At 51.0% G+C, this 14,727-nt stretch carries 14 protein-coding genes; 10 read left to right on the forward strand and 4 right to left on the reverse strand.

Annotated elements, in window-relative coordinates; genetic code table 11:
* The first annotated feature begins 86 nt into the window (after positions 1-86).
* Together EA26_RS01185 and EA26_RS01190 are read left to right on the forward strand one after the other, a co-directional pair.
* Entirely contained in the window at positions 87-866 is a 780-nt protein-coding gene (locus tag EA26_RS01185; RefSeq protein WP_039428672.1) for a class I SAM-dependent methyltransferase, read from the forward strand.
* A 139-nt stretch (positions 867-1,005) separates the two neighbouring features.
* Positions 1,006-1,515, forward strand: a complete 510-nt coding sequence (locus tag EA26_RS01190) for a hypothetical protein (protein ID WP_039422565.1) — start codon at positions 1,006-1,008, stop codon at positions 1,513-1,515.
* Between the two features lie 76 nt (positions 1,516-1,591).
* On the opposite strand, the gene EA26_RS01195 is transcribed toward EA26_RS01190, so the two are convergent.
* The gene (locus tag EA26_RS01195) at positions 1,592-2,476 is read right to left on the reverse strand and encodes a carboxylate/amino acid/amine transporter (protein ID WP_039422568.1); all 885 of its coding nucleotides are present in this window, start codon (positions 2,474-2,476) and stop codon (positions 1,592-1,594) included.
* A 66-nt stretch (positions 2,477-2,542) separates the two neighbouring features.
* Positions 2,543-2,968, reverse strand: a complete 426-nt coding sequence (uspA, locus tag EA26_RS01200; protein ID WP_039422571.1) for a universal stress protein UspA — start codon at positions 2,966-2,968, stop codon at positions 2,543-2,545.
* Between the two features lie 168 nt (positions 2,969-3,136).
* Here uspA and ftnA point away from each other — a divergent pair, with 168 nt between their 5' ends.
* The 3 genes from ftnA (at position 3,137) to EA26_RS01215 (ending at position 5,364) form a co-directional block, all read left to right on the forward strand.
* A complete protein-coding gene (ftnA, locus tag EA26_RS01205; protein ID WP_039422573.1) occupies positions 3,137-3,664 on the forward strand; it encodes a non-heme ferritin in 528 nt (175 codons plus the stop codon).
* A gap of 85 nt (positions 3,665-3,749) precedes the next feature.
* Entirely contained in the window at positions 3,750-4,073 is a 324-nt protein-coding gene (uspB, locus tag EA26_RS01210) for a universal stress protein UspB (RefSeq protein ID WP_039422576.1), read from the forward strand.
* A 103-nt stretch (positions 4,074-4,176) separates the two neighbouring features.
* Positions 4,177-5,364, forward strand: a complete 1,188-nt coding sequence (locus EA26_RS01215; RefSeq protein ID WP_039422579.1) for a BaiN/RdsA family NAD(P)/FAD-dependent oxidoreductase — start codon at positions 4,177-4,179, stop codon at positions 5,362-5,364.
* Positions 5,365-5,423: 59 nt separating this feature from the next.
* Here EA26_RS01215 and EA26_RS01220 read toward each other — a convergent pair whose 3' ends face one another.
* Entirely contained in the window at positions 5,424-7,898 is a 2,475-nt protein-coding gene (locus EA26_RS01220; protein ID WP_039428675.1) for a putative bifunctional diguanylate cyclase/phosphodiesterase, read from the reverse strand.
* 312 nt (positions 7,899-8,210) lie between these two features.
* On the opposite strand from EA26_RS01220, the gene EA26_RS01225 reads away from it, so the two are divergent.
* Positions 8,211-9,041: an HDOD domain-containing protein gene (locus tag EA26_RS01225; RefSeq protein WP_039422582.1), complete on the forward strand. Its 831-nt coding sequence runs from the start codon at positions 8,211-8,213 to the stop codon at positions 9,039-9,041.
* Positions 9,042-9,058: 17 nt separating this feature from the next.
* On the opposite strand, the gene EA26_RS01230 is transcribed toward EA26_RS01225, so the two are convergent.
* Positions 9,059-9,964 carry a DMT family transporter gene (locus EA26_RS01230; RefSeq protein ID WP_039422583.1) on the reverse strand — a complete coding sequence of 302 codons (906 nt, stop codon included), beginning with the start codon at positions 9,962-9,964 and terminating at the stop codon, positions 9,059-9,061.
* Positions 9,965-10,096: 132 nt separating this feature from the next.
* Here EA26_RS01230 and rmuC point away from each other — a divergent pair, with 132 nt between their 5' ends.
* From rmuC to ubiB, 4 genes are all read left to right on the forward strand, one after another.
* Positions 10,097-11,611 (forward strand): DNA recombination protein RmuC, encoded by a 1,515-nt coding sequence (gene rmuC, locus EA26_RS01235; RefSeq protein ID WP_039422586.1) that lies wholly within the window; start codon positions 10,097-10,099, stop codon positions 11,609-11,611.
* 72 nt (positions 11,612-11,683) lie between these two features.
* Positions 11,684-12,466 (forward strand): bifunctional demethylmenaquinone methyltransferase/2-methoxy-6-polyprenyl-1,4-benzoquinol methylase UbiE, encoded by a 783-nt coding sequence (gene ubiE, locus EA26_RS01240; RefSeq protein WP_039422589.1) that lies wholly within the window; start codon positions 11,684-11,686, stop codon positions 12,464-12,466.
* Positions 12,467-12,474: 8 nt separating this feature from the next.
* Positions 12,475-13,080: a ubiquinone biosynthesis accessory factor UbiJ gene (locus EA26_RS01245; RefSeq protein WP_039422592.1), complete on the forward strand. Its 606-nt coding sequence runs from the start codon at positions 12,475-12,477 to the stop codon at positions 13,078-13,080.
* A complete protein-coding gene (gene ubiB, locus EA26_RS01250) occupies positions 13,077-14,711 on the forward strand; it encodes a ubiquinone biosynthesis regulatory protein kinase UbiB (RefSeq protein WP_039422595.1) in 1,635 nt (544 codons plus the stop codon). Before EA26_RS01245 ends, ubiB begins: the two co-directional genes overlap by 4 nt.
* Positions 14,712-14,727 lie beyond the last annotated feature (16 nt).

Genomic DNA, 14,727 nt, shown 5'->3' on the forward strand with positions numbered 1-14,727 from the left:
CGTTGCCAGCCAACAATCTCTGGGGTTTCTGTGAGCGTTACGCTACACTCGCGGCGATTATTTTCTTACTTTTCTGGGAGTTTTCAGTGCAACTACAGCTGATTTGTGAAGACGTGACGATGCAAGCGCAACTGGACGCCATCGCCGCTCGCTGGCAACTGGTGCAGGATGAGCAGAGCGTGATGGCTCTAGTGTTGACACCGCAGCGGCTGGAATTGCGTAAACTGGACGAACCTAAACTGGGCGCGATTTATGTCGATTTGGTGGGCGGCGCGGTCGGCCATCGGCGCAAATTTGGCGGTGGAAAAGGGCAGGCGATCGCCAAAGCCGCAGGGCTCAATAAAGGGGCGACACCGAATGTGCTCGATGGTACCGCGGGCCTTGGCCGAGACGCCTTTGTGCTCGCTTCGCTAGGTTGCAAAGTGCAGATGGTTGAGCGTAATCCGGTGGTGGCGGCGCTGCTGGAAGATGGTTTGCAACGCGCCAAGCAGGATGTGGAAATTGGCCCGTGGGTCAGTGAGCGTATGTCGCTGCTACACGCTTCCAGCCACGATGCATTAACGCAACTGGTTAGCGACCCGAATTTTGTCCGTCCGGACGTAGTCTATCTCGATCCTATGTACCCGCATCCAGAGAACAAGAAAAAAAGTGCGCTGGTGAAAAAAGAGATGCGCGTGTTTCAATCCTTGGTGGGCGCCGATAGCGACGCCGATGCCTTACTGGCGCCCGCTTTAGCCTTGGCGAGCAAACGGGTCGTGGTCAAACGCCCTGACTATGCCGAGTGGCTCGATGGACAAAAACCGGCGATGGCGATCGAAACCAAAAAAAATCGTTTTGACGTCTATGTTAATGCATCAATGAGTTAGCTCCTCGGCAAGTAAAGGAGCGCGTTTTGCGGTGATAACTCGCTTGCTAAATATTCCGCTGCGCTGTATATCTTAGTAAGAATTATTATTATTCAAAATATCAACGATGGATACACATCGCGCACGCTGGAGTAGTAGCATGGCAAAACGCTTTTGTAAGATGAACCGTAAAGAGATCGCGGATCAACTGGGGGAAATTCACCAATTGGTCGCCGCGCCCAAATATCTTTGCCGGGCCTGCGTTCGTTCGTCGGCAGCGAAAGGTTCATTGTGTAAGCCGCAAGCGATTCCATCGTTAAAAGCGTTGCGCCAGAAAGCGGCGCAAAGCGAACATATAGTTAGCCAACCCGCGCCGATTGTGGTTAAACCAAGCTTGCCGGTGGAAAGTGCAGAGGCAAACTTGGTGAGCGCGCCGTTAAACGGCTTTGCCATAAGCTTGCTTTCGCTCAATAAGAAGCAACTGAAAAAAGCCAAGAAAGCGCTGAAAAAGCAGCGTAAGTACCACAAGAAACTGGCTAAGTTGGCCAAGCAAAAGGCCAAACAGCTGAAACGCAGAGAGAAGCTTGAACGCAAATTGCATAAGTTCAGTGGCGTGCTGCGAGTGCTGAATCATACTCAAGCGGTGCGCCAAGAGACGCCCATGCACTGAGTGAGACGTTAAAAAAATCGCCCACATGTCGTGGGCGGTTTTTTATCAACGGACTTTTTTATCAACGAGCTTTTTATCAACGAACGGTACGTGCGTAGTCGCGCTCGACTTTCGCTTTCACCCAGCGTTCGTTTATCCACAGCGATAGCAGAATAACTCCGCCTCCGACGGCAAGGCGCAGCAAGTCGACATCGCGGTTCCAGATCACGATATTGACAATCAGCCCAGCGGGCACCAAGGCGTTATTCATCACCGCCAGCGCACCTGCGTTGACCATAGTCGCGCCTTTGTTCCAGGCAAAATAGCCTAGTCCAGACGCAATCAGCCCCAAGTAAATCAAAATGCCCCACTGCACATCAGTGGTCGGTAGCTTATCGACGTTGCCGAGCAGAGCAAACGCCACCAATGCCACGCACAGCGCACCGAGGTAGAAGTAGCCAAACACCGTATGCTGCGGCAAATCCAGCGACTCTTTTTCCATGATGAACTTATAGCCCACTTGGCCGATGGCGAAACAGAGGTTTGCGCCTTGCACCACCAAAAAGCCCAGCAAGAAATTCTCATTAATGGTGGAGAATTTAATCAGCGCTGCACCAGCTACGGCAATCAGCGCCGTGAGCAAATACCAAGGGGAGAAGCGCCCTTTCAACAGGTCGTAAATCAGGGTGACGTAAATGGGCGTGAAAACGGTAAACAGCAACACTTCCGGCACCGACAGCAGCAGGAAAGATTGGTAGTAGAAACAGTACATCAGGCCAAGTTGAAAAGCGCCAACCAGCATCAGTTTGCCGATCAGCGTTTTACTGATCCCTTTGAATTTGAGAAACGGCAGAAAAACCACACTGGCCAATGCGACGCGCATCAGTACAGAGAACCAAGAATCGACCTGACCAGCGAGATACACGCCGATCAGGCTAAAGGAGAATGCCCATAGTAGGGTGACTGCATTGAGATAAAACATAACTGAGAGTAATTATTAATCAATTCGCGCAGTCTACCGATTTGCGATGGGCGGCAAAAGCAAAACTTACTCTTTCAATGGTACAACCAGCATATCCACTGGCGAGCAGTTGATCAGTTGGCGAGTAGAAGAGAGCAGTTTGCTCCAAAAATCTTGATGATGGCCACACACCAGCAGGTCGATATTGTATTCGCCAATGGTGTCGCACAACTCATTGCTTAAATCGCCACTGCCGACCAAAGTATGAGTGATGGGGAAGTTGGCGTATTCCGCCAAATTGGTTAGTTGGGTGCGCGAGGCTTCCATCGCATGGTGCTGGGCTTCGGCCATGTTGATGTCGATAAGGCCGGTATAGAGCTCGGCGTAATTAACATCAATGTGAATAAAGGAAACTTTGGCTTCCAGTGCTTTTGCAAGAGAAACGGCTTTATCTATCAGTAGTTTGCTGTCGTCAGACAGATCGATGGCAACCAGTATGTGTTGATAACTCATGGTGTGGTCTCCTTTATCATTTTCCCCTTTGGGTATAGTTCAACATTAGCACTTAGGTGAACAGTTTTTTGCCGCTGGGATCTCAGAACCGTATCCAGTGAACAAAGAGTTATCGAATTTTTCGTGTTATAGTTGCCAGCCACAGACATGAAAATATCAGGAGCCCACATGCTGTCTCAGACTATGGTCGACCAACTGAATGAGCAAATTAATCTGGAATTTTTCTCATCCAATCTATACTTACAAATGAGTGCTTGGTGTGAAGACAAAGGTTTTGATGGCGCAGCGCAGTTTTTACGTACGCATGCGGTAGAAGAAATGGGCCACATGCAGCGTTTGTTTACTTATGTGAGCGAAACTGGGGCTCTGCCAATTTTAGGCGCCATCGCCGCACCAAAACATGATTTTGTGAGCTTGGGCGAAGTGTTCCGTGAAACCTACGAACATGAAAAAATGATCACAGAACAAATCAATAAACTGGCTCACCTTGCCTTTACCTGTCAGGACTATTCAACCTTCAACTTCCTGCAGTGGTATGTGGCTGAGCAGCACGAAGAAGAAAAGCTGTTTAAAGGGATTTTAGACAAGATCGAACTTGTGGGTGAAGATGGCAAGGCGCTGTTCTTTATCGACAAAGATCTGGCACAACTGGCGAAAGAAGGTTCATCTTCAGTGATGGATGCTCCAACTGCGTAACGGGACGCTAAGTTCCCGGTAGCGGGAAAAAAGGCGACGATCGTCTTTTTCTCTTGAGCATTGTTGAAGATGTAGGGAGGAAAAGATGATCAATGCAGATATTATCCTATTCACGCTTATGGTAGTGACTGGCGTTAATCTGGCCCGCTATCTCACCGCACTGCGTTCTCTTATCTACATTATGCGAGAAGCACACCCGCTCTTGTATCAACAAGTGGATGGCAACGGCTTTTTTACCACGCATGGGAATGTCACCAAGCAGGTGCGCCTCTATCACTACTTAAAAAGCCGCGAGTATCACCATCATCATGACCCTGTGTTTACTGGCAAATGCGACCGCGTACGCGAGCTGTTTGTTCTTTCTGTCAGCTTGATGGGGGTGACACTGCTGGCGGCGTTTCTTCTGTAAGCGAGTGCTTGGAAAATAACCCGCTTTCGCATTAGAATAGCGGTGAAAAAGTAAGGATGTGCCAACTGCACATCCTTTTTTATTGCCAGAGAGATTCACGAGCATGAGTAAACAGTTTGATGTCGTCATTATTGGTGCCGGAGCCGCAGGATTGATGTGCGCCGCCGAGGCGGGTCGTCGTGGCCGCCGGGTGCTGGTGGTCGATCACGCCAAAAAGCCAGGACGCAAAATCCTCATTTCCGGTGGTGGCCGTTGCAATTTCACCAATAATGATGTGTCAGCGAAAAATTATTTATGCCGCAACCCGCATTTCGTCAAGTCGGCGCTTTCTCAGTACAGTAATTGGGATTTTATCTCGATGATCTACAAGTACGGCATTGAGTTTGAAGAGCGCGATCATGGCCAGCTGTTTTGTGTCGATTCAGCGAAAGATATCGTCAACATGCTGCTCAGTGAGTGCGATCAACCCAACATCACTCAGCGCTACCAAGTGCAACTCACCGAGATTGAAAAAACCGAGCAAGGCTTTGTGCTACGTGCGGGCGCAGAAGTGTTTGCATGCCAATCTTTGGTGGTGGCGACAGGCGGCCTGTCTATGCCGAAGTTGGGCGCTACCCCTTATGGCTACAAGATTGCCGAGCAGTTTGGCATTCCGGTTGTGCCGACTTGCGCGGGATTAGTGCCGTTCACTTTGCACAAAGAGGACAAAGAAGCGTTTGCTGAGCTCTCTGGTATCGCGATTCCGTCGGAGATCACCGCAGAGGACGGCACCATGTTCAAAGAGGCGCTGCTGTTCACCCATCGCGGCTTGTCGGGGCCAGCTGTGCTACAAATCTCTTCTTACTGGCAAGCCGGGCAAGCGGTGAGCGTGAATCTGGTGCCTGAAGTCGATCTGCATGAACTGCTGACACGCAACCTAGAAAAACACCCTAACCAGAGCATGAAAAACACTTTAGCCAAGGTGCTACCTAAGCGTTTGGCCGAAGTGCTGATTGAACGCAATGAGCTGAGTGATAAGCCGCTCAAACAGTACAACAGCAAAGAGTGGCAAACGGTGATTGAAACCTTGCAGCAGTGGAAAATCGCTCCGAACGGGACCGAAGGCTATCGCACGGCGGAAGTGACCTTAGGCGGCGTCGATACCGATTATCTCTCATCGAAAACCATGGAGTGCAAGTCCGTTCCTGGCTTGTATTTTATTGGTGAGGTGATGGACGTCACCGGCTGGCTCGGCGGGTACAATTTCCAGTGGTGCTGGTCAAGCGGCTTTGTGGCGGGGCAGTGGGTGTAAAGCGGACAGCGTCCTAAATGGGTCTGGCTTGTTTAGGACGCCTGTTAAAATGGTCAGTATTACTCTCTGACCATCAATTGAGCCACTTGCTGTGCATCTTGTGGCCGAGCGAGATAAAAACCCTGCCCCAATAAGCAGCCTTGGCTTATCAAGTAGTCGACTTGCTGCTGGTTCTCCACCCCTTCGGCAATCACCGTAAGCGCTAAGGTTTCGCCCATGGCGATCACCGCTTTGACGATGGCGTTGCTGTCACTATCGACGGGAATGTCATTGATAAACGAGCGGTCAATTTTTAACTTGCTGATTGGCAAGCCTTTTAAATAAGAGAGCGACGAATAGCCGGTGCCAAAATCGTCCAGTGCGATCTCGACACCCATCGTGCGCAGCTGGTTGAGCGCTTGGATGGCTTTGGCCGGATCGTGCAGCAGGAAGCCTTCGGTGATCTCCAGTTCCAGTTTTCTCGCTGGCAGTCGGGTATCCTGTAAAATATCTTGTAACTCGCTAATAAAATGCGGATTTTGCAGTTGTAACGCTGACACGTTCACTGCCATGTGACTAAAACGGTACCCCTGACTGAGCCAAGTCGCGGCTTGCTGGCAGGCGCTACGCAGAACCCATAAACCAATCTCCTGAATCAAACCGGTTTTTTCGGCGACAGGAATGAACTCGGCGGGCGAGATCAATCCCCATTCTGGATGTTGCCAGCGCAGCAAGGCTTCCACGCCGACTAAGCGCGACTCGTAGAGATTAAATTGTGGCTGGTAGAGCAAAAACAGCTGGTCTTTTTCCAGCGCTTCGTGCAGTGCCGATTGGTAGCGTAGGCGTGAAAGCGACTGATTGGTCAGATCTGGCGAGTAAAACGCGTAGCCATTACGGCCATTCTTTTTCGCCAGATACATAGCGGTGTCGGCGTTTTTCAGCAAAGATGCGCTGTCTGTGCCATCTTGCGGGAAGCGAGCGATACCGATACTGGTTGAAACGCGCAGATTCTCTTGCTCTGAGAGATGAAAGGGTCGGTTGAACACTTTGAGAATATCGCTCAGCGCTTGGGTCAACTGCTCGTCGTTTTGCAGATCTGGCAGTAGTACAACAAATTCATCACCGCCAATACGCGAGATATGTGCCCGACCGTGCAACGCTTCCGACAGGCGTCGCCCAAGCTGCGATAGCAGGGTGTCGCCGCACAGGTGGCCCAAACTGTCATTAATGTGTTTGAAATGGTCGATATCGAGAAACAGAGTGGCAAAGCTTAGTCCAGATTGCTCTCCGCTTTTAATCTGCTGTTGCAGTAATTTCACCAAAAGCGTACGGTTTGGCAGCCCAGTGAGTGGATCATAAAACGCCATGCGCTCTAACTTGGCTTCATTGGCTTTACGCGCGGAAATGTCTTCAAACACGCAGATGTAGTTGACCAGTTCATGTCGTTCATCTTGCACTGCACTGATGGTGGCCAATTGTGGGTAAATGCTGCCATCTTTGCGACGGTTGATAAATTCGCCTTTCCACTGGCCTTGTTGCTCCAACTGCTGCCACAACTGTTGGTAAAAAGCATCATCATGATGACCGGAGCGCAAAATACTGGGGTCTTTGCCCACCACTTCTTCGGCGCTGTAGCCAGTTATTGAGCTAAAAGCCTGATTCACATCGAGAATACGCGCGTTGTGATCGGTGATCACCATCCCTTCTTGGGAGTTGTTGAAAATTCTGGATGCTAAAGTGAGCTGGGTTTCGATGTGTTTGCGACGGGTGATGTTGCGCGTCATACCCAAAATGCCAATCAACTCACCGCGACGATTACGAATGGGAGATTTGATCGTCTCCAGCCAACTTTTATTCTGCTGGTCATCAAACACATAGCACTCTTCGACCACTTGTTGGTTGCCGCTGGCCACGACCAATTCATCGGATTCGATAAACTTCTTCGCTCTGGATTCTGGAAACAGTTCGTAATCGCTCTGGCCAACAATCTCAAGCCCACTTTTTTGCCAAGCCTGCTCAACACTTTGGTTAGTGGCGAGATATTTACCATCGACACTTTTTATCCACGTGTGATCTTCAAGACAGTCGATAAAATCTTGCAACTTGGGTATGGCCGTGAGTTCGGCGGCTTGATGGCGCAATTGCTGCTGATGGTATAAGTTCGCCAGTTCAAAACTGAAGATGGCAGCGAGCCCAGACAGTTGCACTGCCATCGGCGCGGCATGCTGCGCTTTGCGACAACGGGCGATCAATACGCCAAACAACTGCTGATCGAGCAGCCAAATCGGGCTGAGTGCGATCGCCTGATCGTTCACCGTTTGGTATTGAGCCTCGGTTTGCCCTATGGGCCATTCTGCCTGCCACTGCTCAAGTTTGGCGTAGATCTCCACTCCCAAATGGCTTTGGCTGCCGATGGGCATGGCGAACTCGAGCATCCACTGCCCCGTGTAGCTGAATGAGTAAAAATAGCAGTCGCAATCGAGAAACTCAGAAGCTTTGGTGATCTTCTGTTTCCAGCGGGCGAGTACGTCATTGGAGATAGCAAAGCGAAACATAGGTAATAGCAACAGAAAAAAGGGGGCCCAAGGTTGCGCCCGAAAAAACCGACTGGCGCGAGCGCGTATTGAACCGCGTTTCGCATCAGCGCAAACGATGTTATAAAATTGGTTATATCCTAACCAACTCACCGCACTTTCCCAAGGTGAAATTGCAAGTTTTGTCTATAATTCTGGCCCGATGAGTGTCTCTAAATAAGCAATTTATTGCCTAAAACATTCTTTTTATTGCGTATCTTGATGTGTTGTTTGGTCCTAAATAGAGCTGTATGCGCTATGTTTAATGACTCTGCTGATGTTAAGGAGAAAGTTATGTCGCAAGATTCGCTGATTTCGCGTCTCAATGAGTTGCCACGGATCGAAAGTGTGCTGCAAGAGCTTTTGGCGATGGTGAATCGAGATGATTTCAGCTTTGCTGAGCTGTCGCAAAAATTGGCGATGGATCAGGTGCTGAGTGCGCGTTTGCTGCGTATGGCGAACTCGGCTTACTTTGCCGGAAACCAGCCGATCTACAATCTCCATGAAGCTGTTGTGCGGGTTGGCACCAAGGCGGTGCGCACGTTGGTATCATCGTCTATCATTTGCGGCGCGTTTCCTAAGGTGGAAACGCTCGATCTGAAAAGCTATTGGGCAGAAACCTTTGATATTGCCATGATTGCCAGCCGTTTGGCCGATCAGGCCAAGCTCGACAGTAGCGAAGTCTTTACCACCGGTGTGTTACACAACATCGGCGAGCTGATGATTCACGCCTTAGTGCCAGAGCAAGCGCTGATCATCCGCGAACGCATTGACCAAGGGATGAAACCCCTGGCGGCACAGCGGCAGGTGCTGGGTACGGACGCGGTGGAGCTCGGCGTGAAGCTGGCTGAAGCGTGGCAGTTCCCACTTGAGATGAAAGATGCGATTGAAAACATCAACCATCCCGGACGAGCGAAAGTGGCCAAGCGGCTCGCTTGCTTGCTTTATCTGGCTCGCGATGTCAGCCGCGTTTGGGACACCATGCAGGATGAAGAAGAAAAGCAGTGCTACTTGGCTGAGCACCCCGCTGCAACCGCGCTTGGCATTTCGCCCAGACGTGCGTTTGTCGTCGACCAAATTCGCGGCCAAGGCAGCCAGATGGCCCACGATATTTTAACCATGTAGGCCAGATAACATGGGAGTTAAGCATCGCCAGTGGCGAGCTTGTTTTTTCCCCATTTCAACTGCTGAATCACCAGCCCGGCGATAATGAGCACTAGCCCCATTAAGGTGGTCGGATGGATCTCTTCGCCGATGATGGTGGCCAGTAGCATCAGCGAAATGAATGGCGAAGCAAAAATCAGATTGCTGATGCGCGCCGTGTTGTTGGTCTGTTTGAGTGCTGAGAGCCAAAGGACAAATGTAACCCCCATTTCAAACAGACCGACATAGGTGACCGCCAGCCAGCCTTGCACACTGATAGTGTGCCATTTCGCACCTTCATAAACGCACAGCCCGAGCGCAAATGGGATGGCGACCAGAAAGCCAAGGAGCACGCCGACAATCGGATCGGCGCGGTTTTTGGTATTGAGAATCCAGTAACCAGCCCATAGCAAGGTGGAAATGAGCGCCAACGCCACCCCCGTTGGGCTGTCAAACGACAAACCGAGCACATCGCCTTTAGTGGCAATCACAATCACTCCGAAATAGCTGAACAGGCACGCCACCCAATCTTGCTTGCGAATTTTCTGCCCAAGAAATACCGCCGCCATTAACGTCAAGGTGATCGCCCAACTGTAGTTGATCGCTTGTGCCTGCGAGGCGGGCAGCAGGTCATAGGCTTTAAACAAGATCAGGTAATAGGCTAGCGGGTTAATCAGCCCAAGCATCAGGTAATACCAAGGGTTGGCGAGAAAGGTGCTGACAACTTGCCCCAGTTTGCCTTGCAGCGCACAGATAACAAGCAGAGCCATGGCCGAGACCATGCTGGCGATGGTGAGCATCTGGATAGGGGAAAATTCGGCCAGAGTGAGTTTAAACGCAGTGGCTACGGTAGACCAAAGCAGGACAGCAGCAAGGCCAAATCCTAGGGCGCGACGCTCGTTCATGATTCCTCGTTTCAATAGCGTGAGAGACAAAACAGCCAGTGTAAGCGAGGATTTTCTGGGCAACAAACTGGACATTTATCCAGTACCCAAATACCATTGAAGCACGCATCTTAGCTCGGTCAACTCCTTATTATGCAATGGATTATCGAAAATCAGACCCTATTGCTGGCGGTCGTGGGCGCCGCAACCTGCAGTGCTGCGTTCGCCAGTTGGTGGACCAAACAGAAATTCACCTATCAGAACCAGTTGCTCTTGCAACAGCTCGAAAGCGACAAGCAACTGGCCAAAAGCCAGATTGAGCAGCTCACGCGCACCTTGGCCCAAGCGCAAAGCGAGCTGGATGAATACGACGAAGAGCGCGATAAAGCGGCGTTTGAGGTCAAGCAGTCGCATGGTAAGTTGATGGCCGCGCTAGAGAAGCTGCGCTATTTCGAGGCGGTTAAACAAGAACGCCAGCACTACGCCGACGAGTTAAGCCGCCTGCGTGAAGAAAAGGCGAGCTTAGAGACGCAACTGCGTGAGCAGCAAGCGCGCCACGAGCAGGTCAATCAAGCCAATCAAGAGAAGTTGCAATTGCTCGAACAGGCGGAAACGCGCCTCAAGCAGCAGTTCGAGCTGCTGGCGAACCAACTGTTTGAAGAGAAAACCGCCAAAGTGGATCAACAAAATCGCCTCAGTTTGGAGGGGCTGCTCTCGCCATTGAAAGAGCAGTTAGAAGGGTTCAAAAAGCAGGTTAACGACAGTTTTAGCCAAGAAGCGAAAGAGCGCCACACCTTAGTGCATGAGCTGAAAAATTTGCAGCGTCTCAACGAGCAGATGAGCCAGGAAGCGCTCAATTTGACCCAAGCGCTCAAAGGCGACAACAAGCAGCAGGGCAACTGGGGCGAAGTGGTACTGGCGCGAGTGCTCAAAGAATCGGGCCTGCGTGAAGGGCACGAATATCAAACACAGGTTAACCTGCAAAATGAAGCGGGCAAGCGCTATCAGCCAGATGTGATTGTCTCTCTGCCACAAGATAAGCAGGTGGTGATTGACTCGAAAATGGCGCTGGTCGCCTATGAACGCTATTTTCATGCCGAGACGGACGAGCAGCGCGAGCAGTCGCTGAGCGAACACTTGGCGGCGCTGCGCAGTCATATCAAGGGATTGAGCGTCAAGGATTATCATCAGCTGCGCGGTATCCACAGTTTAGATTACGTGCTGATGTTCATTCCGGTCGAACCTGCGTTTCAGTTGGCCATTCAGGCTGATCCGAGCTTGGTCAAAGAGGCACTGGAGCACAACATCATTCTCGTCAGCCCGACCACTTTGCTGGTGGCGCTGCGCACCATCGACAATTTATGGCGCAACGAAAGGCAGAATCAGAACGCGCAAATCATCGCTGAGCGCGCGAGCAAGCTCTACGACAAACTGCGCCTGTTTGTCGATGATATGCAAAACCTCGGCGGCGCATTAGATAAAGCCAATCAGAGCTATCAAGGGGCGATGAATAAGCTGGTTACCGGCCGTGGTAACGTCATCCGCCAGGCCGAAAGTTTCAAAGAGTTAGGGGTTGAAGTGAAACGGCCCATTTCGGCCGAATTGGCGCAATTAGCACAAAATGACCCTTTAGTAGAAAGACATCCCGCTGAGGATAAAGTAAACTAATCGCCCGCAGTCGAGGGCCGTATAACCAAAATTGGGTCCGATGTCGAACCGTGCTGCTCAAGAGGAAGAATAATGACGGATATCAGCGTGCAATCAGATACAGCCTTAGAATCTCAGGAAACCACCCACTTCGGTTTTACCACTGTCGCCAAAGACGAGAAAGTCGCCAAAGTGGCGCAAGTGTTCCATTCGGTCGCCGCGAAATACGACATCATGAACGACTTGATGTCGGGTGGCATTCACCGTCTTTGGAAGCGCTTCACCATTGATTGCAGTGGTGCTCGCCCTGGGCAGCGCGTGTTGGATCTCGGTGGTGGCACCGGCGATCTGACGGCGAAATTCTCGCGCATTGTCGGTGAAAAAGGCCACGTTATCCTCGCTGATATCAACAATTCAATGCTCAACGTTGGCCGCGATAAGCTGCGTGACAGCGGCATCGTCGGCAATGTGCATTACGTGCAAGCCAACGCAGAAGAGCTGCCTTTCCCGGACGACTATTTTGATGTCATCACCATCAGTTTCTGTCTGCGTAACGTGACCGACAAAGAGAAAGCGCTGCGTTCGATGTTTCGCGTGCTCAAGCCCGGCGGCCGTTTGTTGGTGCTGGAATTTTCCAAACCGGTTTTTGAACCGCTTTCCAAAGTATACGATGCGTACTCGTTCCATCTGTTGCCTAAAATGGGCCAGTTGGTGGCCAACGATGCAGAAAGTTACCGCTATCTGGCTGAATCGATTCGCATGCACCCAGATCAAGAGACACTGAAAGGCATGATGAACGAAGCGGGCTTTGACAATACCTCGTATTACAATCTCACTGGCGGCATTGTCGCTTTGCACCGTGGTTTTAAATTCTGAGGTCGCCCATGCCTTTTGCTCCGCTGATCACCGCTGCGATTGAAACCACACTCAATGTGTTGTTCAAAGACAATCCGGATCTACAGCGTCGCCTGTTACGTCTCAAAGGGCAGGTGATTCAAATCCATCTCAAAGAGCTTAACCAGACGCTGACCTTTGTGTTCAGTCAGCAAATCGATGTGCTGGCCGATTATGAAGGCCAGCCAGATTGCTATTTGTCGCTCAATCTCTCGGTTTTGCCGCAATTGCGTGAGCAGGCCAACATCACGCGTCTGATTAAGCAAGACCAACTGGTGCTGGACGGCGATATCCAACTGGCGCAGAAGTTTGCCCAGTTGATCACCGATGCCAAGCCGGATGTGGAAGAGTGGCTGTCGCGCGTTACGGGCGATGTGGTCGCTCACAGTGCCGTGCAAGGGGCGCGCAATGTTGGCGAGTTTTTGCGTGCTCAGGCGAAGAAACATCAAAACCATTTGGGACAAGTGTTAACCGAAGAGTGGCGTGTGGCGCCGGGGCCGTTAGAAGTAGCGCACTTTTGTGACCAAGTGGATGACCTGCAAAGTGCCACCGCCCAATTGGAAGCGCGTTTGACGCGATTGCTGGAGAGAGCATGACGCCAACCGAACTGAAACGCCTGTATCAGATTATTCAAGTGCAGCTGGAATATGGTTTAGATGAACTCTTACCGGCGCACCAGCTAACCAAAGCGCCCCTTTTACTGCGCAAAAGCTTATTCTGGATTAAAAATCGTCACGCCGATAAGCCGCCCGGAGAACGCTTGCGTTTGGCGTTGCAATCGCTTGGGCCCGTGTGGATCAAGTTTGGCCAGATGCTCTCAACGAGGCGGGATCTTTTCCCGCCGCACATTGCCGACCCTTTAGCGCTGCTGCAAGACCAAGTCGCTCCTTTCGATGGTCATCTGGCGAAGGCACAAATAGAGAAAGCCTTGGACGGACCGCTTGAAACTTGGTTTGATGAGTTTGATGTCACGCCGCTGGCGTCGGCATCGATTGCCCAAGTGCACACTGCGCGCCTGAAATCCAATGGTCGTGAAGTGGTTTTGAAAGTCATTCGCCCAGACATTCGCCCCATCATTGATGCCGATCTCAAACTGATGCACCGCATGGCGCGTATTGTCGCTAAAGCGCTGCCGCAGACACGTCGTCTTAAGCCGATTGAAGTGGTGCGTGAGTACGAAAAAACACTGCTGGATGAGTTGGACCTGCGCCGAGAAGCGGCCAATGCTATCCAACTCAGACGCAATTTCGAAAACAGTGAAGAGTTGTACGTGCCGGAAGTTTTTCCGGACTTTAGTAATGAAACTGTCATGGTTTCTGAGCGAATATATGGCATCCAAGTTTCTGATATTGAAGGCTTGGTTGCTAACGGCACCAACATGAAGCTGCTGGCCGAGCGTGGTGTCAGCGTGTTCTTCACCCAAGTGTTCCGTGACAGCTTTTTCCATGCGGATATGCATCCGGGGAATGTGTTTGTCAGCCCTAAACACCCAGAAAACCCTCAGTGGATCGGGTTGGATTGCGGGATAGTCGGAACACTCAACAGTGAAGATAAACGCTATCTGGCGGAAAACTTTCTGGCCTTTTTTAATCGTGATTATCGTCGGGTGGCTGAGCTGCATGTCGATTCCGGCTGGGTGCCAGCCGATACTAATATCGACGAGTTTGAGTTCGCGATCCGTATCGTCTGTGAGCCTATTTTTGCCAAGCCCTTGTGTGAGATCTCCTTTGGTCACGTGCTGCTGAATTTGTTCAACACAGCACGCCGATTCAATATGGAAGTGCAACCGCAACTGGTGCTATTGCAAAAAACCTTGCTCTACGTTGAGGGGCTAGGGCGACAGCTCTATCCGCAATTGGATTTGTGGGAAACCGCCAAACCTTACTTAGAGCGCTGGATGATGAATCAGGTTGGCCCGCAGGCGGTACTCAACGCGATTAAAGATCGTGCGCCGTTCTGGGCAGAAAAATTACCGGAACTGCCGGAGCTGCTTTACGACAGCTTAAGACAAGGTAAAGCGATGAACCAGAGAATGGATCAGCTTTATCAGGGCTATCGACAAAGCAAGCGCTCGCAGGCGACAGGAAAGTTTTTATTTGGCGTTGGCGCCACCTTAGTCGTATGCTCAGCGATATTGGTGGACCATGCGTTTGAGCAGCTGTCATGGATAACGGCGCTTATGGGCGTCACATTTTGGCTGTTTAGCTGGCGAGCTTATCGTCAATAGGCGTTAAACTCTTAAT

It is taken from the genome of Vibrio navarrensis (assembly GCF_000764325.1).
Lineage (GTDB): Bacteria > Pseudomonadota > Gammaproteobacteria > Enterobacterales > Vibrionaceae > Vibrio > Vibrio navarrensis.